Source organism: Sneathiella glossodoripedis JCM 23214, from assembly GCF_000616095.1.
Taxonomy (GTDB): Bacteria; Pseudomonadota; Alphaproteobacteria; order Sneathiellales; family Sneathiellaceae; genus Sneathiella; species Sneathiella glossodoripedis.
Genome location: NZ_BAMS01000001.1, coordinates 229204 through 253277, shown reverse-complemented (window position 1 = coordinate 253277; position 24074 = coordinate 229204). Strand labels below are relative to the sequence as shown.

Here is a 24074-nt window from a genome sequence, read left to right as displayed (position 1 = left end):
GAGTGAATATGTCAGAATTAATAGACAAATTACATGCTTTGCCGATATGGACAGGATCCGTTTCAATTTCCGCGTTGGAAGGCGGGATTACAAATATGAACTACCTTGCCAAGGGTGAGGCTGGGAAGTTTGTCATTCGTGTCGGTGAGGATATTCTAGTCCATCATGTCATGCGCTTTAATGAGCTTTCCGCCAGCGAAGCAGCTTTTGAAGCTGGTTTGTCTCCTCGGGTTATTTATTCCGAGCCGGGCATACTTGTATTGCAATATATCGAAGGGCGTACTTTAACGGCTGAGGATATTCAAGAGCAGCAGATGCTGGAGCGGGTTCTGCCACTCATCAAGTCCTGTCATCAGGATATACCCAGATATCTGAAAGGTCCGTCACTCATTTTCTGGGTGTTCCATGTAATTCGTGACTACGCGGCTAACTTAAAGGCGGGTAATAGCAAACATATCCCGCTTTTGGATGATCTACTCAGCGCAGCGCGCAGTCTCGAAACGGCCGCCCAACCCGGTTATATCGTATATGGTCACAATGACTTGCTTCCGTCTAATTTTTTGGATGATGGTGAGCAATTGTGGTTAATTGACTGGGATTATGCAGGATTCAATTCCCCGCTATTTGATTTGGGAGGCTTTGCTTCTAATAACGGCCTCCAGCATTCCCAAGAGGTTTGGATGCTGGAGACGTATTTCGAGCAAAAATGTACTTCTCATCTACTCCATCAATATCAAGCTATGAAATGCGCATCGCTTCTGCGTGAAACGATGTGGAGTATGGTGTCGGAAATTCACTCTGAAATCGATTTTGATTATGCCGCTTATACGCAGGAAAACCTCGCTGCATTTAGGCGGGCATATGACCTGTTTCTCCAGTCCTGAGGATTCTATTAATGTCTGATTTCCCCAAAACTGCCAAAGCTGTCATTATCGGGGGTGGTATCATTGGATGCTCCACCGCATATCATCTTGCTAAACTCGGTTGGAGTGACACAGTCCTACTTGAGCGAAAGAAACTGACGTCAGGCACAACTTTTCACGCTGCAGGGCTTGTAGGTCAGCTTCGCTCAAACGCCAATATTACTCAGCTTTTGGGATACTCAGTCGATTTATACAACATGTTAGAGGCAGAAACGGGTTTGTCGACCGGATGGAAAATGAATGGCGGCTTGCGTCTGGCATGTAATGATGAGCGATGGACTGAAGTCAAAAGGCAGGCAACAACTGCCCATTCCTTTGGACTTGATATGCAATTATTGACACCAAAGGAAGCTCAGGACCTGTGGCCATTGATGGATATCGGAGATGTGGTTGGTGCCGCATTTCTGCCAACGGATGGTCAAGCGAACCCATCTGATATAACGCAAGCCCTCGCGAAGGGCGCGCGGATGGCTGGTGCGCGTATTTTAGAAGACACCAAAGTAATCTCTATTGAAACAGAGAACGGCAAAGTCAAGGCGGTCGAAACAGAACAGGGGCGAATAGAATGTGAAGTCGTGATTTGTTGCGCTGGTCAGTGGACACGTGATCTGGCAGCCACTGTTGGTGTCAATGTACCGTTAGTATCTGTTGAGCATCAGTATATGGTCACGGAACAAATCGATGGAGTAACTGCAAACCTTCCTACATTAAGAGATCCGGATCGACTGACCTATTATAAGGAAGAGGTCGGAGGATTGGTTGTTGGTGGGTATGAACCCAATCCAATCCCTTGGGCAATAGATGGCATACCAAAGGGATTTCACTATACATTGCTCGACTCCAAATTTGATCATTTTGAGCAATTGATGGAGTTGGTGCTCGGCCGGGTGCCTGCGCTTGAAACCGCCGGGATTAAGGAATTGATCAACGGGCCAGAAAGCTTTACTCCTGATGGCAATTTTATTCTTGGTGAGGCACCCGAGCTCAAGAATTTTTTTGTTGGTGCAGGCTTTAATGCATTCGGAATTGCTGCCGGCGGAGGTGCTGGCATGGCGCTTGCCGAGTGGGTTCATCGGGGTGAGCCTCACATGGACCTCTGGCCTGTAGATATACGCCGATTTGGACGACCTCATTTCGATACGGATTGGGTAAGAACCCGAACGCTTGAAGCGTATGGCAAACATTACACGATGGCCTGGCCACATGAGGAACATTCCAGCGGGCGTCCCTGCCGTAAATCGCCGCTCTATGAGCAATTAAAAGCAGAAGGGGCTTGTTTTGGAGAAAAACTGGGTTGGGAGCGTCCCAACTGGTTTGCTGATTTGAACTCTGGTGAAGCGGCAAGAGACGAATACAGCTTTGGGCGACAAAACTGGTTTGATGCTGTTGGACGTGAGCATCGCGCTACCAGAGAGACAGCAGCGCTTTTTGATCAGACTTCTTTCGCGAAGTTTTCCATGAAAGGACCAGATGCCGAAGCTGCACTTAGCTGGATTGCGGCTAACGACGTGCTAAACCTGTTGGTTCATTGATTTATACCCAGATGTTAAATGCTCATGGCGGAATTGAATGCGATTTGACTGTCGCAAGGGTGGCGGAAGATGAATACTACATAGTCACCGGAACAGGCTTTGCGACACATGATTTTAATTGGATTGAGCGAAATATCCCCGCAGACTGCAACGCACAGCTTTTTGATATCACGTCCAGTAATGCCGTACTGTCCCTGATGGGACCAAATGCGCGTAAGATATTACAGAAAGTCACGCGTGACGACGTGTCGAATGAAGCCATTGGGTTTGGAAAGATCAAAACAATCGGCATCGGAGGGTGCCCAGTCTACGCTTTGCGGGTGACTTATGTCGGTGAGTTGGGTTGGGAACTGCATTTGCCGGTTGAGTATGCAACAACGGTGTATTCCTTGCTGCGAAGAGCGGGTGAGGAGTTTGATATGCGGCTGGCAGGGTATCGAGCGATAGAAAGCTTGCGTCTTGAAAAAGGGTATCGGGCTTGGGGTAGCGATATCGGTCCTGACCACACACCGTTTGAAGCCGGCCTTGGCTGGGCTGTAAAGCTTGCAAAAAATGTGGATTTCTTAGGTAGGGAAGCCATGTTGGCGCAAAAAGCAGGTGGTGTAAAAAAGATGATGGCCTGTTTTACAGTTGATGATCCTGAAATCATCCTGCTGGGAAGAGAAACGATTTATCGAGATGGAGAAAGAGTGGGCTGGCTCTCTAGTGGTGGCTATGGGTATACCATTGGCAAATCCATTGGCTATGGATATGTTCGCCATTCTGAAACAATTGATCGCTCATTTGTTTTGCAAGGTGAATATGAGCTGGAGGTTGCCACACAGCGTGTACCCGCCAATATTCATATGCAACCATTATACGATCCGAAAATGCTAAAAGTGAAGTGTTAGCAACCGAATAGTTCGGGTGGATTTATTCATTTGGACCAATCATGAGTTCCGGACGCACAAGTGTGTCGAATTCTTCTGCGCTGATGTATCCGAGATTTAAGGCTTCCTCGCGCAGGGTTGTTCCGTTCTTGTGCGCCAGTTTTGCAATTTCAGTAGCCCGGTCGTAGCCAATCGCCGGTGCAAGTGCGGTGACAAGCATTAAGGAGCGTTCCATCAGTTTCTTGATGTTATCTTCGTTCGCCGTAATTCCCACAATGCAGCGATCGGCAAAACTTATCGCGGCGTCAGACAAAAGCCTAATGGATTGCAGCATCGCATGTGCCATCACCGGCTTGTAGACATTCAATTCAAAATGCCCCTGACTACCGGCAAAAGATAGTGTTGCTTGGTTGCCATGAACCTGAGCGCAGACCATTGTTAAGGCTTCACATTGGGTGGGGTTTACTTTGCCGGGCATAATGGAAGAACCGGGCTCATTTTCTGGCAAGGAAAGTTCACCAAGGCCCGAGCGGGGCCCGGACCCTAAAAAGCGAATGTCGTTGGCGATTTTAAAGAGTGATACTGCAACTGTATTAAGCGCGCCATGCGCGTGGACATATGCGTCGTTCGCTGCTAGTGCTTCAAATTTGTTTGGCGCTGTTTTGAAAGGTAGCCCCGTGATATGCGATACTTCCGATGCAAATAGTTGATCAAAACCAATTTTAGTATTCATTCCGGTGCCAACAGCTGTCCCACCTTGTGCAAGTTCATATAGACCCGTGAGTGACTCTTCGACACGGCGAATACCTGAGCCGATTTGGGCGGCATATCCACTAAATTCCTGTCCGAGTGTTAGTGGAGTTGCATCCTGTGTATGTGTCCGGCCAATTTTAATGAGGTCGGCCCAATCTTCAGCCTTGCTATCGAGTGCTTTTTTTAAATGTGCTAGCGCAGGCAACAGAGAATGTTTGATTTCGCGGGCTGCACAAATATGCATGGCTGTTGGAAAAGTATCATTGGAAGACTGCCCCATGTTGCAATGATCATTTGGGTGGATCGGATCTTTTGACCCTATCTTCCCGCCCAGAATTTCTATTGCGCGATTAGCTATCACTTCGTTTACATTCATGTTGGATTGGGTGCCTGAACCCGTTTGCCAGAGTGAAAGCGGGAAGTGATGATCCAGTTTGCCTGAGATGACTTCGCCCGCTGCTTTTTCAATCGCTTCTGCGATCTTTCTATCCAATCTGCCTTGCGTCCTGTTAACGCGAGCAGCAGCCTGTTTGACAATACCGAGGGCATGGATGAGGGGACGAGGCATGGTTTCTTCACCAATAGGGAAGTTCATCAGCGAGCGTGCGGTTTGCGCTCCGTAATATTTATCGTCAGGGACTTCAAGTTCACCAAAAGAATCTGATTCAATTCGAACTGATCGCGACATAGTATTCCTCTGTGTAAATTTTTACCGCCTAATAGCTGGCTTTTTTTGACCCGCATCCGCAATAGGATATAGGGTAAGTTCAGCGGGATTCCCTTAATAATTTGCCGTATATCTATTTGGTCATGCTCGCCTAATCAATTTCGAGGTTTCGTATTTTCCCCTGTCTCCTTAATCGGATCAATATATTGCGCAGGAGCCGTAATATTGGATATGAAAATTTGGATAAGGTTCGGTGCCTGAATAACAAATAGGTCAGCCTGTTAAACCATCTTCTGTTTGTTCCAAGCATTGCCATCAAATGCAGTGCTTCTGGGCCCTGATAGAATTTTTGACCCATTTTAATTACCATGCTGGTATCAAGGTCCAACTGTTTTGCTTTGATTTCTTGAAGGACAGGGTGGTTTTCGTTGGTTCTGGCATCCAGAATTTTTAAATCGCCGACGGTTTGAACAATTGCAAATCTATTGGCGGCTAAGCTGCAAATAGGACAGGCGCCATCATATACGAACCATACGTCATTTGAATTGTTCATGCTGGGTTGTTCATTCAATAGAAATTACCATTCCGATTAAAGAGCAATGAACTTTTTCATACAGCCTAAAACACAATGAAATGTTTGGTGATGTTAAATGTGAGGCAAAATTGCCCGGTAAGCAAATAAGGCCAAGCATTGAATGAGCGTGGATTGTTATTGGGGGGGATGGTTTTGCACGCTTTATGAAAAATCTAAAGCGTGCAATTTTGGATTTTTATTCTGAGTAACCGATGGCGAAGTATACATCACCAATACGTTTAACCAAGGTGTGCTTTTGAGCGATTTTTTTAGTTTCTGGGTTTGGCCATTTGTAGCTGACCCATCCTTCACCAGGGCCGCTTGCGATTTCCCGCATTTCCATCACAAACAATTTTCCGTCAGTGTCTTTCAGTCCGCCAAGGTTTTTACCAACCAGTTTTTCGTTTGCACCATGAAAAATCAGGTTGAAGTTTTGCATTTCTGTTACGAAAATATAGTACTCACCTTTGTTGAATTTTCCACCTTTTACCGCAAAATCTTTGAATGCTTGCTCTTGGCCCACTTCATTGTAGTGAGCGATTGCTTCGTTCATCATTTGCGTAACAACTTCTTTTTCATTGGCATGCGCAACGCCCGAAAATAGAAAAGCTCCAAACGCAAGAATTACAGATAGCTTTTTAAACACTTTATACTCCTATGCTTCAATTCGCTATTATTGTCTCCTGCGCATAGGATACTGTAATAGTGATTAACAAAAATATAAGAGCAAACTGGTATGAGGATACAAATCTCAGGCTACATGATTTGTAGATTGTCTAATAAATGACTTTGGCACGAACCGGTGTCTGAGTGCGTGACGCAATCAAGTGATCCAGTGACCAGTGACCGGGGCCGTACCGCATGATTGAAAAAGACATCGCCATCCAGCCAAGGTGAGTTGAGAGAAACGCGTCGGGATAGACAAAAATCTGTATGACGAGTGTGATGACAAATAGTCCGGCTGCTGCAAAACGGGTAGCGAACCCGATCGCTAGCATCAACGGCAAGATGTGTTCTGCATAGGTTGCGATTGGTGCCAGTATCTCGGCTGAAATAAATGGGAGATTATACTCTTCTTCAAATAGGAAATACGTATTGTCACTCACAGTAAGCAGGTCGGTGACTTTTGTGCGTGCGGATACCCAGAATATACCCGCCAGACCGAGGCGCAGTGAAATTTTGACGAAGTTATCAGGAATTCTGGACATTAAAGAGATGAAAAAAGCAGTGGCTGTGTAAATAAAAGTTGTGTTTCTCATGGCTTGATTTCTCCGTTTTCTGGGACACAGGGCGCGAGTATTCCTAGGTTGATAAATTTGACGAAAGTTTCGATTAACGCGGTGATCTGGTTTTCGTCTTGAATGGTTTGCAAATGATTGATGAAAGGCTCGCCATTTTCAGTGGACACAAGCACCTCTTCTTCACCGGAAATTATCATTTGATGGACTCTGTCATTCATTCGCCAGATTAGAACTGTTTCGTTGTGCCATGAGCTGATGGGTTTCGGTGATTTCAACTGATGGTGCTTCCAGATGGATCCCACTGGATATTCTGATTTTAAAACTGAAGCTCCGGGAGCCAGTTTAATGGGAAAAAGGATGGCTTTTTTTAAGTCCCTTTCCGTGGATATCCGAAAGACCAAGTGAGTAGATTTACCTAAAGCAGTTACCCGCAGCCATTCCAACCGAGCCGTATCGGGCAGGTAGGGTAATTTGTTAGCGGGTTCAAAATTTTTAAGAAACTCTGGAAATTTTTCCCCGTATTGCGCGAGAAAAGGGGAGGTTGGAGGCGAGCTGAGTGCGTATTCTTGCACCGTTGCCTCAAAAAACTCTGACCCAACCAACCGGGCGGTTACAGGGAATTGCTCATTAAGCACGATAATTAACCGCGAAAAATAATTGCTTCTATATGTTTCAAAGCGCCCACCGGCATCAAGAACGTCTTCTGGTGCTGATGCATTTGGGTTTAGCAAAGCTCTGGCAAAAGTGTCTGACATCAGGAAATATCCTTCGCTGCATCTAATAGTATCTGAGCAAAGGTGACTTCTTTCAAAACCGTATCGAGTGGCGGGATGTTGTTGTCGCGCTCGATCAAAGTGGGGCAAGGGCCGGTTTTCAGGAGGAGATCACAATATAACAACCAGACATCTCTGGTGACTTCTACTCCATGTGTGTCCAGAAGATAGGAATAACCATTATTATCCTTGGCCATTTCATGACCAGCTAAGTGAATTTCTCCTATAGCATTGCAGGGGATTTGAGACAGCCATTCGTTTGTATTCCAGCCATGGTTTTTGGCGGACACATAGAGATTATTTACGTCAAGAAGCAGGCCGCAGGATGTTAGATTAACCAGTTCAGCAATAAAATCCGCTTCATATCGAGTATCTGATCGAAACCGAATATAGCTTGCCGGGTTCTCGATCAGGATACTTCTGCCTAAAAACTGCTGAACCTGATCAATGCGGTTCGCCAGATTATGTAAGCTGCAGTCATTGTACGGGATTGGTAGCAGATCATTGAAGTAAATGCCGTCATGGTTTGACCAGGCGATATGCTCGGAAAAACTGGCGGCATGTATGGAATCAAGTAGATATTTTAGTTTGTTAAGATGATCAGAATTAAGGGGATCATTGCCGCCAAGAGAGAGGGCGACACCATGCACTGAAATGGGCCAAACCTTTGATATTTCCTTGAGCATTTCGAGCTGTGGTCCACTTTCCATGAAGTTTTCCGCGTGTATTTCCAAAAAACTGATTTGATCGGGGTGGGAGTGAAGCTCCGCAAGATACTCACGCTTCAAACCCACCCCGATACCATGAGGCAGACTTGATTGGACCGTTCTGGCGGACGTCATTGTGCCCAATTGCAAAGGTCTGCCGCACATAGCTATTTCCTCACTTCCTGAAATTCCTTGAGTTGGCCGTAGCCGGTGGGCGAGGATGGGGATTCAATGGTTACGCAGGTCCCTTTGGGTACCAGCTTCCATGCGTTTCCTTGATAATCTTTCTTTGAACTGCCCGCGCAGGATGTTCCGGGACCCGCGGCACAGTCGTTGTAACCAGCAAGGGATATACCGAAGCATTTCTCTTTTGGGGTTCTGGCTGATGCGGAGTCTGTAGTAACTATACCAGCTGCAACAGTGGCGAGTGCTGCAGATAGATAAACCGTCTTCTTGATCGACATAATGATCTCCTTTCTAAGCAATAAGTTTGATTTTGTGCGGTCGTCTGAAAGTCGAACCCGCGGTGATCAAGAGCAAGACTAGTTTAGTGAAGCTGGCGTCCGGTTTTTGAGCTCAGGCCAGTTATCATCGGCCGTCTCGATGTTAGCTTCTATATTCCGTTGCCATGCGACAGAGACGTCTTTGTTCACATTGAGATAGAGTTTTCCATCCACAATTTTCCAGACATTTGGATCGCCATCGAGTTTTTTGCCAAGTGCCATTCCCATGGCGCAAAATCCACCATATTGAGGCAGAAACCGTTCCGGGTCAGAAACAAAGGTTTTCAAATTATCTGCGGTTGCGAAATAGTAGATGCCCCCAGTGTGGTGAACAGCATATTTTTTCTTTCCTTTTTGTGGGGCGCCGGATTTGAAATATGCGACAGGGTCATAGCCTTGCAGAGCAAGAAACTGTTCGTCGGTATTTACAGCGGATGTGGCTGTTTCAACTACAGCATAACTGGGTGTTGCAAGAGTTACAGTTACTGCGGCCAAGGTAAGTCCAATAGCGGTAAGTGCGGAACGTCTGGTCAGTTTCTTCATCTTAAAATCTCCAATTTTGACAATATTAACAGATCAGTAAACCTTAGATAGGAATGGTTTACCGATCGGTCAATGTTAAAAATAAGAAAATTGGATAATTTTAAATCTAAATTTTATTTTTCTATAATTATTCAGTAATTTAGGAAATGAATTCGAGTAACAGATCAGTAAGTTAGTTAGTCATACGCTCAGGGTTTTGGAAACCCTCCCAACTGTACTGAGCATGTTTGAGAAGTTCTCGGAATTTCTTTTATTGAGCCGCAAGCAGTGAATTTTGCTGAATCAATGTGGCAATTTCAGATCGGCAGGAACCACAATTTGTCCCGGCTTTCGTCTTGTTTCCAACGGCATTGACGTCACGACAACCCGCTCGAATGGATGTAACGATTTCAGTAGTGCCAACACCAAAGCAGGAACAAATGATCGCCCCTTTTTCGGGCTCATCACCAGGCGCACGCCCTGCGATCAGACGATGACGTGTCAGAGGGTCATTGAAGTTTTCTGTAAGTTTTGAGCAAACCCAACTTCTGGAGACGTGAACGGGTTCATTTGCGGCATATATAACTGCGTCAATTTTATTTTCCGATAACCAGGCAATGCGAATTTGCCCATGTGTTTTATCTTCATAGATCATTGGTTTGCTGTGAGGTTGCAGATTAAATAACTCCTTTTGCCTCTCAAAGTCTTCCAGAAGGTCAGCAGGGCCGGCATACTCAGTCCGCCATCCTCCCTCGGTTTCAACGCAGGACCAGTATGCATTTTTCGGAAGTGAGGGTCTGTTCTGGGAGATTAGAAAGAAATATAAGTCCGCGTTGTATTTTGTTGCTGAAACCCGAGCGTTTTTTAGCGCAGGCTGCCCGGAGTAAGGGTCGGTAACTTTGGGGAGTAGGCTATTTATTCGGGCGTTTGATGCATGTTGATCTGTCCAATGTATTGGAACGAACAGATGCCCACTCTTTTGGCGAGAAGTAATGAGTGCACGCACTTTTACACAACCATACTCATTGCTTAGCTCCAGAATATCACCAACAGAAATTTTCAGAATTTCGGCGTCCAAAGGATTTATCTCCGCAAACGGTTCAGATAAATGAGCTGAAAGGCGAGCAGATCTTCCTGTTCGCGTCATCGTATGCCATTGATCTCTGATGCGGCCAGAATTTAAGTGAAACTGGTTTTTCAAACGTTTTTTTTCAGGCACGGAAATACAAAGGATTTTTGCTCTGGTGTTGGAAGTAAAAAACTTTCCATCTTCAAAAAATCGGGCTGTATCGCCAATGGTCGATGATTTGACAGGCCACCGCACTGGTGTAAGATTATCGTATTCTTTATTAGTAAGCTGGCTGTGGGCGCCTATGTTAAAATCTCTGGTCCCATTGTTGTCCTGAGCAGATAGCGCTGCATGTTCCCGGTAGATTTCGGCAACAGATGAATAGGTAAAAGCCTCGCGATACCCAAGTAATTGCCCCACTTTTGCCAACTGCCACCAGTCGGGTTTGGCACAGCCGGGCAGGGTAAGAAACTGTCGCTGCCTGGAAATGCGCCGCTCAGAATTCGTTACGGTTCCGTCTTTTTCTCCCCAACCAGCGGACGGCAGTAGAACATGAGCATACTGATTGGTGTCCGTATTACTGTAAATGTCAGAGACGATAACAAAGGGGCATTTCGCCAACGCTTTTTTTACAAATTCTGATTCTGGCAGGCTATCAACCGGATTTGTAGCCATGATCCAAAGCACTTTAATCTCGCCGCGATCCACAGCATCAAACATTTCCACCGCCTTTAGACCTTGTTTTTCAGGCAAATAAGGGGAATTCCAAAATGTCTGAACGATTTGCCTGTGGTCAGGGTTATCCAGTTCCATATGGGCTGCCAGCATGTTCGCGAGGCCGCCAACCTCTCGTCCGCCCATGGCATTGGGCTGACCGGTGATTGAAAAAGGCCCGCAACCGGGTTTACCAATACGTCCGGTAATCAGGTGACAGTTCAGGATGGCATTAACTTTGTCAGTTCCAGTGCGGGATTGATTGACGCCCTGACTATATATTGTAACTGTCTTGTCCGTTTTTTGAAAAAGATCGAAAAAGGCCTTTATCAGCTTTGGCTCAAGCCCACATTGCGGAGAAACCTCCTCGATTGTCAGGCGTTGATTTTGTACGCAGGCTTTTTCAAATCCATCTGTGTGATTTTCAATAAATTCTGTATCACAAACCCCTGAATTGATCAGGTGGTTAATTAATCCGATGAAAAGGGAGACATCACCATCGGGATCAATGGGAAGATGAAGATCCGCAAGCTCGGTTGTCGCGGTCTGACGAGGATCTATAACGACAACCTTAAGGTCTGGGCGCAGTTCTTTGGCGGCAGCAAGGCGCTGGTATAAAATTGGATGGCACCAGGCTAGGTTACTCCCAACCAGGACCACGAGGTCCGCGCTCTCCAGATCTTCGTATGAGACTGGCACTGTATCGCTACCGAAAGCACGTTTATGACCAGCCACACTAGATGCCATACAAAGACGAGAGTTGGTATCAATGTTGGCCGACCCGATGAAGCCCTTCATCAGTTTGTTGGCAACATAATAATCTTCGGTCAGCAACTGGCCGGACACGTAGAATGCGACGGAATCGCGTCCAAAGTGCGAAAGCGCATCTTTAATTTTCTCACTGATCAGTGTAAGGGCGATATCCCATGTTGCTGTTTGTTTGTTGACAATAGGCTCAAGCAAACGGTTTTCCGGCGTCATTGTTTCCGCGAGTGCTGACCCTTTGGAACAAAGTTTGCCAAAATTGGCTGGATGCTCTGGATCCCCTTCAACGGATACTAAACCATTTTGACCACTTTTGGCGATGATACCGCATCCTACCCCACAATACGGGCAAGTGGTTTTACACTCGGTCAGTTGGTTCACGCGGCCACCTCTTTTCGCGCGAGCAGAGAGATGGATATAACTCCATCATTTATCTGCGTTGGAAAGGTAAGCGTAGAGCCTTTATCTGCGCCTTGGGCCTCTCCTGTTTCCAGAGAGATGATCCAGTTATGAAGTGGGCATGTGACACAATCGCCGTGAACGATCCCTTGGCTAAGGGGCCCATTTTTGTGAGGGCATTTGTCCTCCATTGCAAAGATTTTATTTTCAGCTGTTCTAAAAAGTGCGATTGTCAGATCCCCGATTTTGACGCATCTGGCTCCTCGAATTGGAATTTCTGAAATTGAGCCGACTTCAATCCAGCTTTTTGTACCATCGATCATTCCGCAGCCTCCATTTCCACCAGTTTGAGGGGCTTGAATTCGTGCTTGTCTTTACCCGATACGCGTTCTGACCAGGGATCGGTTTGAGTATATTTTTGGGAATGAATGAAGCGCTCAAGCAATGCTTTGCGTTCAGGTGCATCTTCCATGATTTTCTTTCGAATTGCATCATGTCCAATCCGGCGCGCCCACTTGTAGATACGTTCAAGATAATGACCCTGTTCGCGATACATCTGGATTAATGCTGCTACATGTTCGAGTACTTCTTCTTCAGTTTTTACCAACCCAAGAACTTCTGTTCCTAAAATGTCGAGCCCGGCGGCCCCTGCGAAATGAATTTCATAGCCGGAATCAACGCATATAACACCAACATCTTTGCAGGTTGCTTCTGCACAGTTTCTTGGACAACCGGATACTGCGAGTTTAACCTTTGCCGGTGTCCACGATCCCCACAGGAATTTTTCAAGCTTGACCCCCAGCCCTGTAGAGTCCTGTGTTCCAAATCTGCACCAGTCAGCCCCGACACAGGTTTTAACGGTCCGCAATCCTTTGGCGTAGGCATGACCGGAGACAAACCCTACTTTGCCAAGATCTGCCCAAATATGAGGAAGGTCTTCCTTTTGGACACCCAAAAGGTCAATTCGTTGCCCTCCCGTCACCTTTATCGTAGAAATATTATATTTGTCAGCTGCGTCAGCAATTGCGCGTAATTCCTGTGCATTTGTAAGCCCACCCCACATTCTGGGAACGACGGAATAGGTTCCATTTTTCTGGATATTTGCATGAACCCGCTCATTAATGAAACGCGATTGATTGTCGTCTTCATACTCTGATGCCCACTCGGCGAGCAGGTAATAATTGAGTGCTGGTCGACATTTGGCGCATCCGCAGGAAGTTTTCCATTCCAGAACCTGCATGACTTGTGGAATGGACTTTAACTGCTTCAGCCGAATGTTTGCTCTTACATCTGCGTGACCAAGTTCGGTGCAGGAGCAAAGTGGTGTAATTGCGGCGGGATTATAGGCATCTCCTGCCGTCAGCTGCAGAAGGCTTTCAACAAGATTTGTACATGTCCCGCAAGATGCGGAAGCTTTTGTATGGGCCCGAACATCATCAAGAGATGTTAATCCTTTGTCGGAGATGGCAGAGATGACCGTGGATTTGCAAACGCCGTTACAACCGCAGATTTCCGCATCATCTGGTAAGGCTGCAACGGCTTCCGTAGGGTCCAGGGGGGTACCTCCCTGATAAGCTTGCCCAAATATCAGCGTATCGCGCATTTGGGAAATATCAGTCTCTTTTTTCAATAGATCAAAGAACCAGGAGCCGTCCGCTGTATCTCCGTAGAGTACAGCACCTAATATCTTGTTGTTCTGAATTACCAGACGCTTGTAGATACCTGCATTGCCATCGCGCAATACAATTTCTTCGCGTTCCGGTGCATCAGCAAAGTCTCCCGCAGAATACAAGTCGATGCCACTGACTTTAAGTTTCGTAGCAGTTTGGGAGCCTTTATAGGGTCGTGGGGTCTGCAATAGATCGGATGCCAGTGATTTTGCCATGTCATACAAAGGTGCCACTAACCCGTAACACTGGCCACGATGTTCGACGCACTCTCCAAGGGCATATATATCGGGATCAGAAGTGCGCATGTTGTCATCGACGAGAATTCCACGCGCGCAATCCAGTTCAGAATTCAGCGCCAGTTCGATGGACGGTCGAATACCAACGGCCATCACAACAATTTTCGCGTCAATCAGGGTGCCGTCTTCCAGCTTGACCGCTTGAACTTTGTTATCTTTTCCGATTATTTCTTTCGTATTCGCATTGGTGATGACATTAATTCCGCGATCAATGATTGCTTGTTCAAGCAGATAGCCCGCGGCTTCATCCAGTTGTCGCTCCATAAGGTTGGGCATCAAATGTAGAACGGTTACATCCATTCCCTGCTCTTTGAGGCCAGCAGCAGCTTCAAGACCGAGCAGGCCACCACCGATAACAACTGCTTGGCCACCTTCTTTGGCGACATTCAACATTTTTTCCACGTCGTCCAAGTCGCGGTAAACCATTACCCCGTCTAAGTCGTGACCTGCTACTGGTATGACAAAAGGGTTGGAGCCAGTGGCAATTACCAGTTTGTCATAGCTCGCTATACACCCATTTTCCGCCGAAACTGTTTTTTGCCCCCGATTAATTTCAGTGATCCTTGTCGCTTTGTGCAATGTAATGCCGTTCTTCGCATACCAGTCATCATCATGTGTGATGATATCTTCATATGTTTTATCACCCGAGAGCACAGGCGAAAGCATGAGGCGATTGTAATTCACTCTGGGTTCGGCATTGAATATGGTTACCTCATAAGCATCTCTATCAGCTTCAAACAAATGTTCCAGCATTCTGCCGGGGGCCATTCCATTACCAATTATGGCTAGTTTTTTCTTCATGATGCACGTCCTGCAGGTATGAACTCAGTGCGCTTGGATGGTTGCGATTGTCGCGCAACTCTTTCCTGGCGTTTTCGTGTGATTCCTTCCAGTTGCTGGCGGGTCGGATTTGCACCACCCTCATAAGCGTCCAGAAATTCCAGAAGCTCCTCGCGATAAGCGTAATAGTCTGGGTGCTCCAGTAGTGCTTTTCGGGATCGAGGGCGTGGAAGATTGACTTCCATAATGTTGCCAATCTTCGCATTGGGACCGTTTGACATCATTACAACCCGGTCCGCCAATAAAATGGCTTCGTCAACATCGTGGGTGACGCAGATTGCAGTGACCCGAGTTCTTTTCCATACGTCCATCAGGACATCCTGCAATTCCCAACGGGTCAGGCTGTCAAGCATTCCAAATGGTTCATCTAAAAGTAAAAGCTTAGGTGAAAGTGAAAAGGCACGCGCAATTCCAACCCGTTGCTTCATTCCGTTGGATAGATCGCCTGCAAGCTTGTCCATGGAGTCCGCAAGGCCAACTTTCGAGAGGTAATATTCCACAACGTCCCTGCGTTCTGATTTGTCTGCATCTGGATAGACCTTATCGACGCCAAGACATACATTTTCATATGCGGTGAGCCATGGAAGAAGGGAGGGTGCTTGAAAAACAACCGCTCGGTCTGGTCCAGCACCTTCAATGTGCGTTCCATCCAGAATAATGCCTCCTTCGGATATCGAATTGAGGCCAGATACCATGGAAAGGACTGTAGACTTACCGCAGCCAGAATGGCCGATCAGGGTGATGAACTCACCCTTATTCATCTTTAGATCAAATCCATCGACGACTGTCAGCGGACCTTTGGGAGTTGGATAGACTTTCTTGACCTGACTGAGTTCCAGATAGCGATTGTCACGCACTGTTTGGGCAGCTCTTTTATAGGCAGCGGGTATTTTTTCCCGTCTGGAAATTGGAATGATATCTGGCAAATTGATTTCGCGCTCTGTGTTTTTTCCGCGTTCTGTCCCCATTTCCATTAGGTATTGAGTGATCTCGCCCCTTAGCCGTATGAATTCCTGATCGCTATTGATTTCAGCGCGATCCCGTGGCCGGGTAAGGTTTACTTTGAACTCCTGACCCAGCGTCGCATTTGGAGCCGGTGTTAGGGCGATGACGCGATCCGCCAGTAAAATTGCCTCATCCACATCGTTGGTGATCAGGATGATGGTTTTTTTCTCCTTCTGGGAAATTTCGGCAAACTCGTCCTGCAGTTTGGCTCGGGTCAGTGCATCCAGTGCAGATAGCGGCTCGTCCATCAACAGGACTTCCGGCTGCATGGCGAGGGCTCTCGCCACGGATACCCGTTGTCTCATTCCGCCGGAAAGTTCCGCTGGCCTTCGGTCTTTCGCATGAGAAAGGCCGACCATTTCAATATAGGTTTGTGTAATTGAAGACCTTTCGGCACGCGATTTGGATTTGTGAACTGCATCAACTGCGAGTGAGATATTTCCTTCAACAGTTAGCCAAGGCATGAGTGAATAAGACTGAAATACAAGGCCCCGTTCCGGACCTGGCCCTGTTACGTGCTTGCCGCGAAACAGAACTCCGCCTGAGTCCGGTGTAACAAGGCCCGCTAGCGTAGATATCAAGGTTGTTTTACCTGACCCCGAATATCCGACAATGGCAATAAACTCACCTTCCTCAACTTTTAGATTGACGTCATGCAGAACTTCGGTTCGGTTATCACCCTCGCCATAATGCTTTGACATTCCTGAGATTTCCAAAAATGACATGATGTTCGCCTATCGGGTTGAAGAGAATGTAAAAGCTGTCTGTAGCGCATACATGATGCGATCCAGAATGAAGCCGATAATGCCGATGGTCAGCACTGCCACTATGATTTTGGCAAGTGATTGTGATGAACCGTTCTGAAATTCATCCCAGACAAACTTTCCAAGTCCGGGGTTTTGGGCCAGCATTTCAGCGGCGATCAACACCATCCAGCCAACACCCAATGAAAGACGAAGACCTGTAAAAATAAGTGGCAGAGATGAGGGCAAAACCAGCTTGGTAATGGTTTTTGCGGTTGGTAACTGAAGGACCCGGCTGACATTCATCAGATCCTTGTCAATTGACGCAACTCCTAAAGCTGTATTGATGAGAGTTGGCCAAAGTGAACACAGCGTTACAGTTACAGCCGATACCATCATGGATTTGGGCAGCCAGTCCCATGGTTCAATATAAAGTGCGGAAACTACCATGGTGACAATGGGAAGCCATGCTAGTGGAGATACGGGCTTGAAAATCTGTATCAACGGATTGATGGCGCCATTTACAGCCTTTGAAAGACCTGAAGCGATACCAAGGGGAACCGCAAATATAGTCGCAATAATAAATCCAAGACCGACGGTCCCGAGGGAGGTAAATATCTGGTCAATGTAAGTCGGTGCGCCGGTATATTGACGTTCTTTGACCTTGTCGGCCTTGCCTGCGGCGACTAATTTGGCGTTACGTTTGTCCTGACGTTCATAGAAAGCATCCGCTTTCTGGCGTTCTCTGATATGGTCCTGCCAGAGGTTGTGGGTTTGCTCCCAAACCTGAGAGGGGCCGGGTATAGCTCCCAGTGAGGTTTGTACACGGGGCGCCAAAACTGCCCAAGCTACGAGAAATATGGTGATTCCTAAAAGAGGAAATAGAAGAATTTTTCTAAGCTCTGTGATCTGTTCCTGACGGTTGTCTCCAGCCAGCATTTTCAGTAGTGGAACCAGCCACGAAAACCCAAGTGCATTTAGCCAGCTTGACGAACTGTTGATAAGTGAAAACAGTTTTTCCCTTTTGCGGCTGACGTCTTCAATTGAAATAGCTTCAGAACTATTGGTCATGTCATAGATCCTTAAATTGTTGGGTGCGTGACCGTTCAGAACGATCACGCTCTCCAACCTATCCTTCGATCAGGGTGTCACCCTTGATCACTTGCTTTGATTTGAGGCCGATTTTGAGTGAGTCGATATAGGCATTCGGTTTTTTGCCGTCATAAGGAATGCCATCGATGATATCCGATGCAGGTGTAGGCTCCCGATAGCCGTCCGTCTCCCATGGGAAATCAGATGTTTGCACATAACCTTCATCGACGAGGAGTTTCGCAGCTTTCAGATAAATGTCTGGGCGATAAACTGATCGAGCGACTTCGTCATACCATTCATCGCTTTTATGATCGCTGATTTGGCCCCATCTGCGCATTTGAGTTAGGTACCAGACAGCATCCGAATAATAAGGGTATGTTGCAAAGTGACGATAAAATACGTTGAAATCAGGAACTTCGCGTTTATCGCCTTTTTCGTATTCAAATGTTCCGGTCATGGAATTGGCAATAACTTCGCGATCTGCACCCACATATTCTGAACGGGAAAGAATTTCGACAGCCTCCATTCGGTTGGCGTTATCATTTTCATCGAGCCACTTTGCCGCGCGGATCAAAGCTTTGGTTAAAGCAAGTGTCGTGTTTGGGTTTTTTTCGGTGAACTCTTTCGTTAATCCGAAAACCTTTTCAGGATTGTTTTTCCAGATTTCATAATCAGTGATAACGGGAACGCCTATGCCTTTAAATACAGCCTGCTGGTTCCAAGGTTCGCCAACGCAATATCCGTAAATTGTACCGGCTTCCATAGTTGCAGGCATTTGCGGTGGCGGTGTTACTGACAGTAAAGCATCGGCTTTAATCTGACCTGACACATTCTCCGGGCTGTAAAAACCTGGATGGATGCCGCCCGAAGCAAGCCAGTATCTCAGTTCATAATTATGGGTAGAAACTGGGAAGACCATACCCATGTTGAACGGCTTGCCTTCAGCTTTGAATTTTTCAACTACAGGCTTAAGTGCGTCGGCCTTTATGGGGTGAACGGGTTTGCCATCTGGCCCTGATGGAATATGCTCTCTCATCATCTGCCAGATTTCGTTGGAGACAGTAATTCCGTTTCCATTCAGATCCATGGAAAACGGCGTGACAATATGGGCCTTGGTACCAAAACCGATAGTGGCAGCGAGAGGCTGGCCTGCCAACATGTGAGCGCCGTCCAGTTCACCGGTTATAACGCGGTCCAGCAGGACTTTCCAATTGGCTTGGGGTTCTAGAGTTACAAAGAGGCCTTCATCTTCAAAATAACCTTTTTCATAAGCGATGGCGAGAGGAGCCATGTCGGTCAATTTGATAAAACCAAACTTCAGTTCGTCTTTTTCCACATCCAGAAATTCTGCGCTGGAGACTGAAAAAGTTGTGGATGACATCAGAAGGGTTGCACTCATCGCCAAAATGACGCGTCTTGTATATTTTAGCGCACTATTCTTGAGCTTCATGTTGATTTCCCGTGTTCAAGATTGACCAAAAAAAAACTGCAATGCGTCCTCGCCTGATCGTCATTGATCTGCGAAGCAGCATGGCAGCTTTGCCGGTGTACCCATCCTTGGGCACTTAAATATCCATGAAGCTAATTTTGCAAACAGTGTGCCAAATGTTGATATTTTAAATTTATTTATATTTTCAAATGGTTACGATTTTTTATCGATTTTAGAAGATGAGCTCGATCGGCTTATTTGTTGAGCAGCTGCATAATTTTTGTGCGCCGCAATATTCAGGGATGGGCTTCGTGAATGGAAATTTGACGTTTGATGTAGTCTTCAAGATCGTCTGGATCAAATATCTCCCCATCGAAAAAGCCGTCAGGCCCCAAAGCAAGCTGACCCTGCATTGAACCGACGAACTGCTCCTCTTTAAGAGCGCCTTCTACTTTAGAGTTTGCAGATGGCAAAGGTGCCTGCAGGTTCGAGAGCGCAGAACGATATAAGTCTGGTCTGTAACAGGAGTGAATTTGTTTCAGATGTTTTGAAGACCATTTTACATGGCCCCAGCGGACCATCTGGCTGTAAAACCACAAGGCATGGCTTAACCAGGGGAAGGTGGCGGCCCGGTTATGAGGAATAAAGAAATCCTCAATCAGGGTGAAATTTCCCGCTGCAGTTTTAAATTTTCCTTGCAGCGAATTTTCGATTATTTCCGCAGGTACGCCAATATAGTTTTTGGATGACAGCAGTTCCGCCAGTGCTTTTGTATTTTCAGTGTTATTGCACCATGTTGCTGCTTTATAAAGCGCACGGATCAACGCATTTAAGATAACCGGATTTTCAGTGGCGAATGTTTCGTTTACGCCCAATACTTTTTCTGGACTATTTCGCCATATTCTGGACTTTGTTGTCAAAAGAACGCCAGTACCGTTTTCAATTGCGACACTGTTCCAGGGTTCTCCCACACAAAACCCATCCAACATACCCGATGCTAAGGCGTCCGGCATTAAAGATGGTGGTATAACAACTATTTCTACATCCCTGTCGGGTTGGATGCCGCAGGCTGACAGCCAGTATCTGAGTTCGTAGTTATGACCGGAAAAAGGGTGAACAACACCAAATATCAAACGGCGTTTTCCCTGAGTATTGCGTTTCTTGATCAAGCGAAGAAGGCCGTCTCCAGCTTCTTTTGCAGTTAGCTCTGCGACGGGAATTGGGCTGGATAATTCTTTTGCCAAAGAGCTTGCAAGTGTTACGGCATTTCCGCCTAACCCTAGTGCCATTGGTGCCAGTATTTTTAGGGGAAGGGGCATTAAATCCAGCGCGGATGCAATTGGCATAGGCGCGAGCATATGGCTACGTCAAAATGCCCGATTGCCATACGGTCTCTTATGTTGGCCCAGGAACTTTCTTTGACCAATTGAAGGTCAATGCCTTCGTTAAGTGCAAAGCCCTTTTCTTTTGCAGTGATAAGAATGGCCGCATCCATCAGAGCAAGAAAACCTGCGCAAACAGTCACTGGGTTTGAGGTTTCCATTAATTGTCTCCTATTCCTGCAGCAGTGAGGACGCCATTATTATACTATCGGCAATTTCATAGATTTTCTGACTGCGGTTCATCGCAGCTGTGCGCATAAGGCTGTAGGCCTGCTCCTCACTAATGCCTTTTGATCGCATCAAAATGGATTTAGCGCGATCAATGGTTTTGCGCTCTGCAAGTTCGTTTCTTGCAATCTCCAACTCACGTTCCATTTTGGAAAAAGCACGATAACGAGTGATCGCCATATCCATGATCGGTTTCACCCGGTCTTGGCGCAGTCCATCAACGATGTACGAGGAAACCCCCGCCTCTACAGCGGCTTCAATGGATTGCTGATCAGAATTGTCTACAAACATTGCGATTGGTCGCTTGACGCTTTTGGATAACGCAAACATCGCTTCCAGCATATCGCGATTGGGGTTTTCCAGATCGATTATAATCACGTCCGGATCCAGAGTTTCAATCTGGCTTGCGACCCCTTTAATTTCTGAAAGAACGGTGACACTGGAATGACCAGCTTCATTCAGGCCATCCTGAATGATGGTAGCCCGTACGCGGTTTTCGTCAATTACCAGTATTTTTATATCTTTCGCCGACATGTTGATATTGTGCATTTGCAAAATAAATTGTGCAACGCAATAATTTATCAATTTTATGTTAGCGTCTGACTATACCGGATTTTGTTGTATGCGTTTATGCAGCCAGATCAATCTCGAATAATTGCGAGAGGTCTCAGAATAAATATATCAAATGCTGCCGCTTCGCAGGGTTAAGGGTTGACGTGACAGCTTTTGAAGATTGCTTTCAAGATATTGGTCGTTTTCTCGAAATCGGACTGATTTAAACCGATGATGACAAATTTTGCGGCGTCGCCGGAATTTTCATTTTCTATCTTTCTCTGAATGTCCACACGAACGCCCACGCGGTGTATTTCATAAAGTAGGCCATCGTTACGGCATCTGAATAAACCTTTTGCTCGCAAAATTTGACTTGGTAGCTGGCTGAAAAGAGTTTTTACATCGGCGGTTGCCAGGGATGTATCAAATTTTATGGACCAAGACCGGAAAATTTGGTGGTGATCATGATGGTCGCAATTATCACTGGATCGATCTGTTGTAGGATAAAAGTTCAGTAGCAGCTCTTTCACATTTGGGGTATCGGCCAAGTCCACTACCGGTTTTTCTGGCGCAATCTCATTGATCAGGTTCAATGTTCTTTGCTGCTTTTCTTTATCTGAAAGTTGTGATTTGCTCATTAAAATGAGGTCGGATGCTTGAAATTGATTAATCACGACATCCTTTATATGTGGGTCTTTCAAGGTCACTTTAAGGTTCAGCACATCTGCAACGGTGAGGATGGTTCTTAATTCCAGATCTGGTTCAGCTCGAGCAAAATTGGCAATTTTTGAGGCTCTGCCACGCCGCTCGCCTCAATTACCAGATGATCAGGTGGTGGAGAGATTGAGAGAATTCTGTCAAACGCTTCATATAATTCCCCGCCCATGCTACAGCAGACACATCCATTGGCCAGAGAAATCATGCCATCTTCTTCAGCCATAATCAGATCTTGGTCAATTGCGATATCTCCAAAATCATTTACCAAGACGAGAAGACGCTCATTTGTCGTGGATTTGAGTAATCTGTTTACCAAAGTCGTTTTTCCACTTCCAAGGAACCCGGAAATTACAGTCACTGGAAGTGGGTGTTTGCTCTCACTCATTGAATTTTGAACTTTCTGCCTGCGACTACTGTTCCCCAAATTGGAATATCTTTCAATTTCATAGGGTCCACCGACTCTGGGTCGTCTTCCAGAATTGAAAAATCCGCCCATTTGCCAATTTCAATTGATCCAACCCGATCATCGACCTGCAGGGTTTGAGCGGCGCCCATTGTAATTGCGTACAGAGCTTCGCCAACAGAGATTTTTTCATACTCACCTAACGTTCGACCGGATTCCGTCTGACGATTGACCGCACACCAAGCAGTGAATAAAGGGGCCATTGGCGTTACAGGGGCGTCTGAATGAATCGCATAAGTAACACCCATATCCGCCGCAGAACGACATGCGTCCATTCGGCGTGCCCTATCAGGCCCGATCGTAATTTCTAAATGTTTATCGCCGAAGTAATAAATATGATTTGAAAACAGATTGGCGTGAACATTTAAACGTTTCATTTTCCTGAAATGGGCTCGATCCGCCATCTGGCAATGTTGCAGTACATGTTGAACATCTGGCCGGTTTGATTTTATACGCGCTGCTTCCAAGGCATCGAGTGCAACCTCAATGGCTTCATCCCCGTTAGTGTGAATGTGCATTTGCACGCCTGCCTGGTTCAGGACATCTACCAACTCGTGGAGTTGACCCGGAGCGATATTCCAAATTCCATTTGGATTTCCATTGAAATGACCCGGCCATCTTATTCGGGCGGTAAATCCCTGTATGGATCCATCAGTTACAATTTTCACACCCCCCAAGACTAGCTTATCTGTGCTTTTTTGTCGAAGGATCAATGCTCGATCCCGGATTTCTGTTGCAGTTTGCGACAGCGCATTTAACATGGAATGCAGGCGAAGGGGATAATCTTCGCGAGACGTGATTTCTGTCATTTCTTCAACGTCTTCATCAGGCAGGTCGTTCAGCAGATCCGCTGCGGTGGTAACGCCTGCTCTGTTGCAGACCTGTCCAAAAGCAAGCAGACTTTTGGAGGCTCTACCAAGTTCTCTCAGATTGATGTTAAGTCGCCTCATGATCGGGAACATGGCTGCCATTTCCTGCAGCTCACCATTCGGTGTGCCATCTTCACCAAGCGCTATGCCATCTATTCCCATATCTGCGACATAATTGGCGAGTTTCAGAGAGGCTGAATTTACCGTCATCAAATGAAAGTTGGAGTGGATAACTGCAATAGGCCGAGTTGTTGAAACCTGATCAAGGTCGGACTTATCCATTCGGCGAGCCATCAGAAAAATGGGATCGAAGCCCCATGCTACAAGCGGCTCGTCAGGTCCAAGTTTCTCCTCGGCCTTTTTCAACCTGTCAAGTACATCGTCTATGGACTTCACGCCCGGCCAAAATTTTCCATCGGGGTCAATTCGATCCTGATAGCCAACATAGGTGAATTGCCAGATTGCACCTGCCATAAGGTGGCAGTGCCCTTCGATCATTCCTGGCATGATGACCAAGTCTTTGAAGGTTTCATCCAGATCATGATCTCCCCAAGCCGAAATTTCTTTTTCAGTCCCCACCGCAAGGATTTTCCCATCTTTGACGGCGATATGATCAGCAGCAGGACATGCGGGGTCCATAGTGATGACTTTTTTGGCTTTATATACAGTAATTGAAGACACGGCCGCTCCCCTGAATTTTTCAGTTCTGTTTTTTATGGACAGAGTTTACGGACCGTCCTAACCTCTGAAAAATAGATTATTTAAGTTTTATTCCTC

At 46.4% G+C, this 24074-nt stretch carries 19 protein-coding genes and 2 pseudogenes; 2 read left to right on the top strand and 19 right to left on the bottom strand.

The annotated features are described in order from the left end of the window. Positions 1–8 precede the first annotated feature (8 nt). The gene (locus JCM23214_RS01235; protein ID WP_199899194.1) at positions 9–884 is read left to right on the top strand and encodes a choline/ethanolamine kinase family protein; all 876 of its coding nucleotides are present in this window, start codon (positions 9–11) and stop codon (positions 882–884) included. Positions 885–895: 11 nt separating this feature from the next. Next, positions 896–3345 (top strand): annotated as a pseudogene (locus tag JCM23214_RS23645) (GcvT family protein). Between the two features lie 22 nt (positions 3346–3367). Here JCM23214_RS23645 and fumC read toward each other — a convergent pair. The 19 genes and pseudogenes from fumC to JCM23214_RS01135 all read right to left on the bottom strand — a co-directional run bounded on the left by fumC (position 3368) and on the right by JCM23214_RS01135 (position 23936). Continuing rightward, complete coding sequence (gene fumC / locus JCM23214_RS01225; RefSeq protein WP_025897097.1) at positions 3368–4765, bottom strand: class II fumarate hydratase; 1398 nt, start codon at positions 4763–4765, stop codon at positions 3368–3370. A 130-nt stretch (positions 4766–4895) separates the two neighbouring features. Further along, positions 4896–5297, bottom strand: a complete 402-nt coding sequence (locus JCM23214_RS01220) for a DCC1-like thiol-disulfide oxidoreductase family protein (protein ID WP_025897096.1) — start codon at positions 5295–5297, stop codon at positions 4896–4898. A gap of 217 nt (positions 5298–5514) precedes the next feature. Beyond that, positions 5515–5964, bottom strand: a complete 450-nt coding sequence (locus JCM23214_RS01215) for a cache domain-containing protein (RefSeq protein WP_025897095.1) — start codon at positions 5962–5964, stop codon at positions 5515–5517. A gap of 130 nt (positions 5965–6094) precedes the next feature. Further along, positions 6095–6577, bottom strand: coding sequence for a DoxX family protein (locus tag JCM23214_RS01210; protein WP_025897093.1), 483 nt, complete (start codon positions 6575–6577; stop codon positions 6095–6097). After that, the gene (locus tag JCM23214_RS18490) at positions 6574–7314 is read right to left on the bottom strand and encodes an HvfC/BufC family peptide modification chaperone (protein WP_025897092.1); all 741 of its coding nucleotides are present in this window, start codon (positions 7312–7314) and stop codon (positions 6574–6576) included. The genes JCM23214_RS01210 and JCM23214_RS18490 overlap by 4 nt, the downstream gene beginning before the upstream one ends. Further along, positions 7314–8204 (bottom strand): MNIO family bufferin maturase, encoded by an 891-nt coding sequence (bufB, locus tag JCM23214_RS01200; protein WP_199899191.1) that lies wholly within the window; start codon positions 8202–8204, stop codon positions 7314–7316. Before bufB ends, JCM23214_RS18490 begins: the two co-directional genes overlap by 1 nt. 2 nt (positions 8205–8206) lie before the next feature. Further along, complete coding sequence (locus JCM23214_RS01195) at positions 8207–8503, bottom strand: BufA1 family periplasmic bufferin-type metallophore (protein WP_025897090.1); 297 nt, start codon at positions 8501–8503, stop codon at positions 8207–8209. Between the two features lie 78 nt (positions 8504–8581). Beyond that, positions 8582–9085 (bottom strand): YHS domain-containing (seleno)protein, encoded by a 504-nt coding sequence (locus tag JCM23214_RS01190; protein ID WP_025897089.1) that lies wholly within the window; start codon positions 9083–9085, stop codon positions 8582–8584. Between the two features lie 250 nt (positions 9086–9335). Further along, on the bottom strand, positions 9336–11993 hold the full coding sequence (locus JCM23214_RS01185; RefSeq protein WP_025897088.1) for a nitrate reductase: 2658 nt from the start codon (positions 11991–11993) through the stop codon (positions 9336–9338). Further along, positions 11990–12334, bottom strand: coding sequence for a nitrite reductase small subunit NirD (gene nirD, locus JCM23214_RS01180; RefSeq protein WP_025897087.1), 345 nt, complete (start codon positions 12332–12334; stop codon positions 11990–11992). Before nirD ends, JCM23214_RS01185 begins: the two co-directional genes overlap by 4 nt. Continuing rightward, the gene (gene nirB, locus JCM23214_RS01175) at positions 12331–14778 is read right to left on the bottom strand and encodes a nitrite reductase large subunit NirB (RefSeq protein ID WP_025897085.1); all 2448 of its coding nucleotides are present in this window, start codon (positions 14776–14778) and stop codon (positions 12331–12333) included. Before nirB ends, nirD begins: the two co-directional genes overlap by 4 nt. Continuing rightward, positions 14775–16547, bottom strand: a complete 1773-nt coding sequence (locus JCM23214_RS01170; RefSeq protein ID WP_025897084.1) for an ABC transporter ATP-binding protein — start codon at positions 16545–16547, stop codon at positions 14775–14777. Before JCM23214_RS01170 ends, nirB begins: the two co-directional genes overlap by 4 nt. 9 nt (positions 16548–16556) lie before the next feature. Then, positions 16557–17636, bottom strand: coding sequence for an ABC transporter permease (locus JCM23214_RS01165; protein WP_025897081.1), 1080 nt, complete (start codon positions 17634–17636; stop codon positions 16557–16559). A 58-nt stretch (positions 17637–17694) separates the two neighbouring features. Further along, positions 17695–19056, bottom strand: coding sequence for a CmpA/NrtA family ABC transporter substrate-binding protein (locus JCM23214_RS01160; protein WP_439646370.1), 1362 nt, complete (start codon positions 19054–19056; stop codon positions 17695–17697). Between the two features lie 326 nt (positions 19057–19382). Further along, positions 19383–20581 (bottom strand): annotated as a pseudogene (locus JCM23214_RS18485) (CmpA/NrtA family ABC transporter substrate-binding protein). A gap of 58 nt (positions 20582–20639) precedes the next feature. Continuing rightward, a complete protein-coding gene (locus JCM23214_RS01150) occupies positions 20640–21230 on the bottom strand; it encodes an ANTAR domain-containing response regulator (RefSeq protein WP_025897077.1) in 591 nt (196 codons plus the stop codon). Between the two features lie 170 nt (positions 21231–21400). After that, entirely contained in the window at positions 21401–21955 is a 555-nt protein-coding gene (locus JCM23214_RS21895) for a GTP-binding protein (protein WP_148301734.1), read from the bottom strand. Between the two features lie 38 nt (positions 21956–21993). Next, positions 21994–22350 (bottom strand): CobW family GTP-binding protein, encoded by a 357-nt coding sequence (locus tag JCM23214_RS18480; RefSeq protein ID WP_025897074.1) that lies wholly within the window; start codon positions 22348–22350, stop codon positions 21994–21996. Then, positions 22347–23936, bottom strand: coding sequence for an amidohydrolase (locus tag JCM23214_RS01135; RefSeq protein WP_051548070.1), 1590 nt, complete (start codon positions 23934–23936; stop codon positions 22347–22349). Before JCM23214_RS01135 ends, JCM23214_RS18480 begins: the two co-directional genes overlap by 4 nt. Positions 23937–24074: the final 138 nt, after the last annotated feature.

Bases quoted from the DNA above. Each gene is read 5' to 3' on its own strand.
- JCM23214_RS01235 (WP_199899194.1), top strand. From the start codon at position 9: ATGTCAGAATTAATAGACAAATTACATGCTTTGCCGATATGGACAGGA.
- fumC (WP_025897097.1), bottom strand. From the start codon at position 4,765: ATGTCGCGATCAGTTCGAATTGAATCAGATTCTTTTGGTGAACTTGAA.
- JCM23214_RS01220 (WP_025897096.1), bottom strand. From the start codon at position 5,297: ATGAACAATTCAAATGACGTATGGTTCGTATATGATGGCGCCTGTCCT.
- JCM23214_RS01210 (WP_025897093.1), bottom strand. From the start codon at position 6,577: ATGAGAAACACAACTTTTATTTACACAGCCACTGCTTTTTTCATCTCT.
- JCM23214_RS18490 (WP_025897092.1), bottom strand. From the start codon at position 7,314: ATGTCAGACACTTTTGCCAGAGCTTTGCTAAACCCAAATGCATCAGCA.
- bufB (WP_199899191.1), bottom strand. From the start codon at position 8,204: ATGTGCGGCAGACCTTTGCAATTGGGCACAATGACGTCCGCCAGAACG.
- JCM23214_RS01195 (WP_025897090.1), bottom strand. From the start codon at position 8,503: ATGTCGATCAAGAAGACGGTTTATCTATCTGCAGCACTCGCCACTGTT.
- JCM23214_RS01190 (WP_025897089.1), bottom strand. From the start codon at position 9,085: ATGAAGAAACTGACCAGACGTTCCGCACTTACCGCTATTGGACTTACC.
- nirD (WP_025897087.1), bottom strand. From the start codon at position 12,334: ATGATCGATGGTACAAAAAGCTGGATTGAAGTCGGCTCAATTTCAGAA.
- nirB (WP_025897085.1), bottom strand. From the start codon at position 14,778: ATGAAGAAAAAACTAGCCATAATTGGTAATGGAATGGCCCCCGGCAGA.
- JCM23214_RS01170 (WP_025897084.1), bottom strand. From the start codon at position 16,547: ATGTCATTTTTGGAAATCTCAGGAATGTCAAAGCATTATGGCGAGGGT.
- JCM23214_RS01165 (WP_025897081.1), bottom strand. From the start codon at position 17,636: ATGACCAATAGTTCTGAAGCTATTTCAATTGAAGACGTCAGCCGCAAA.
- JCM23214_RS01160 (WP_439646370.1), bottom strand. From the start codon at position 19,056: ATGAGTGCAACCCTTCTGATGTCATCCACAACTTTTTCAGTCTCCAGC.
- JCM23214_RS01150 (WP_025897077.1), bottom strand. From the start codon at position 21,230: ATGTCGGCGAAAGATATAAAAATACTGGTAATTGACGAAAACCGCGTA.
- JCM23214_RS18480 (WP_025897074.1), bottom strand. From the start codon at position 22,350: ATGAGTGAGAGCAAACACCCACTTCCAGTGACTGTAATTTCCGGGTTC.
- JCM23214_RS01135 (WP_051548070.1), bottom strand. From the start codon at position 23,936: ATGGACCCCGCATGTCCTGCTGCTGATCATATCGCCGTCAAAGATGGG.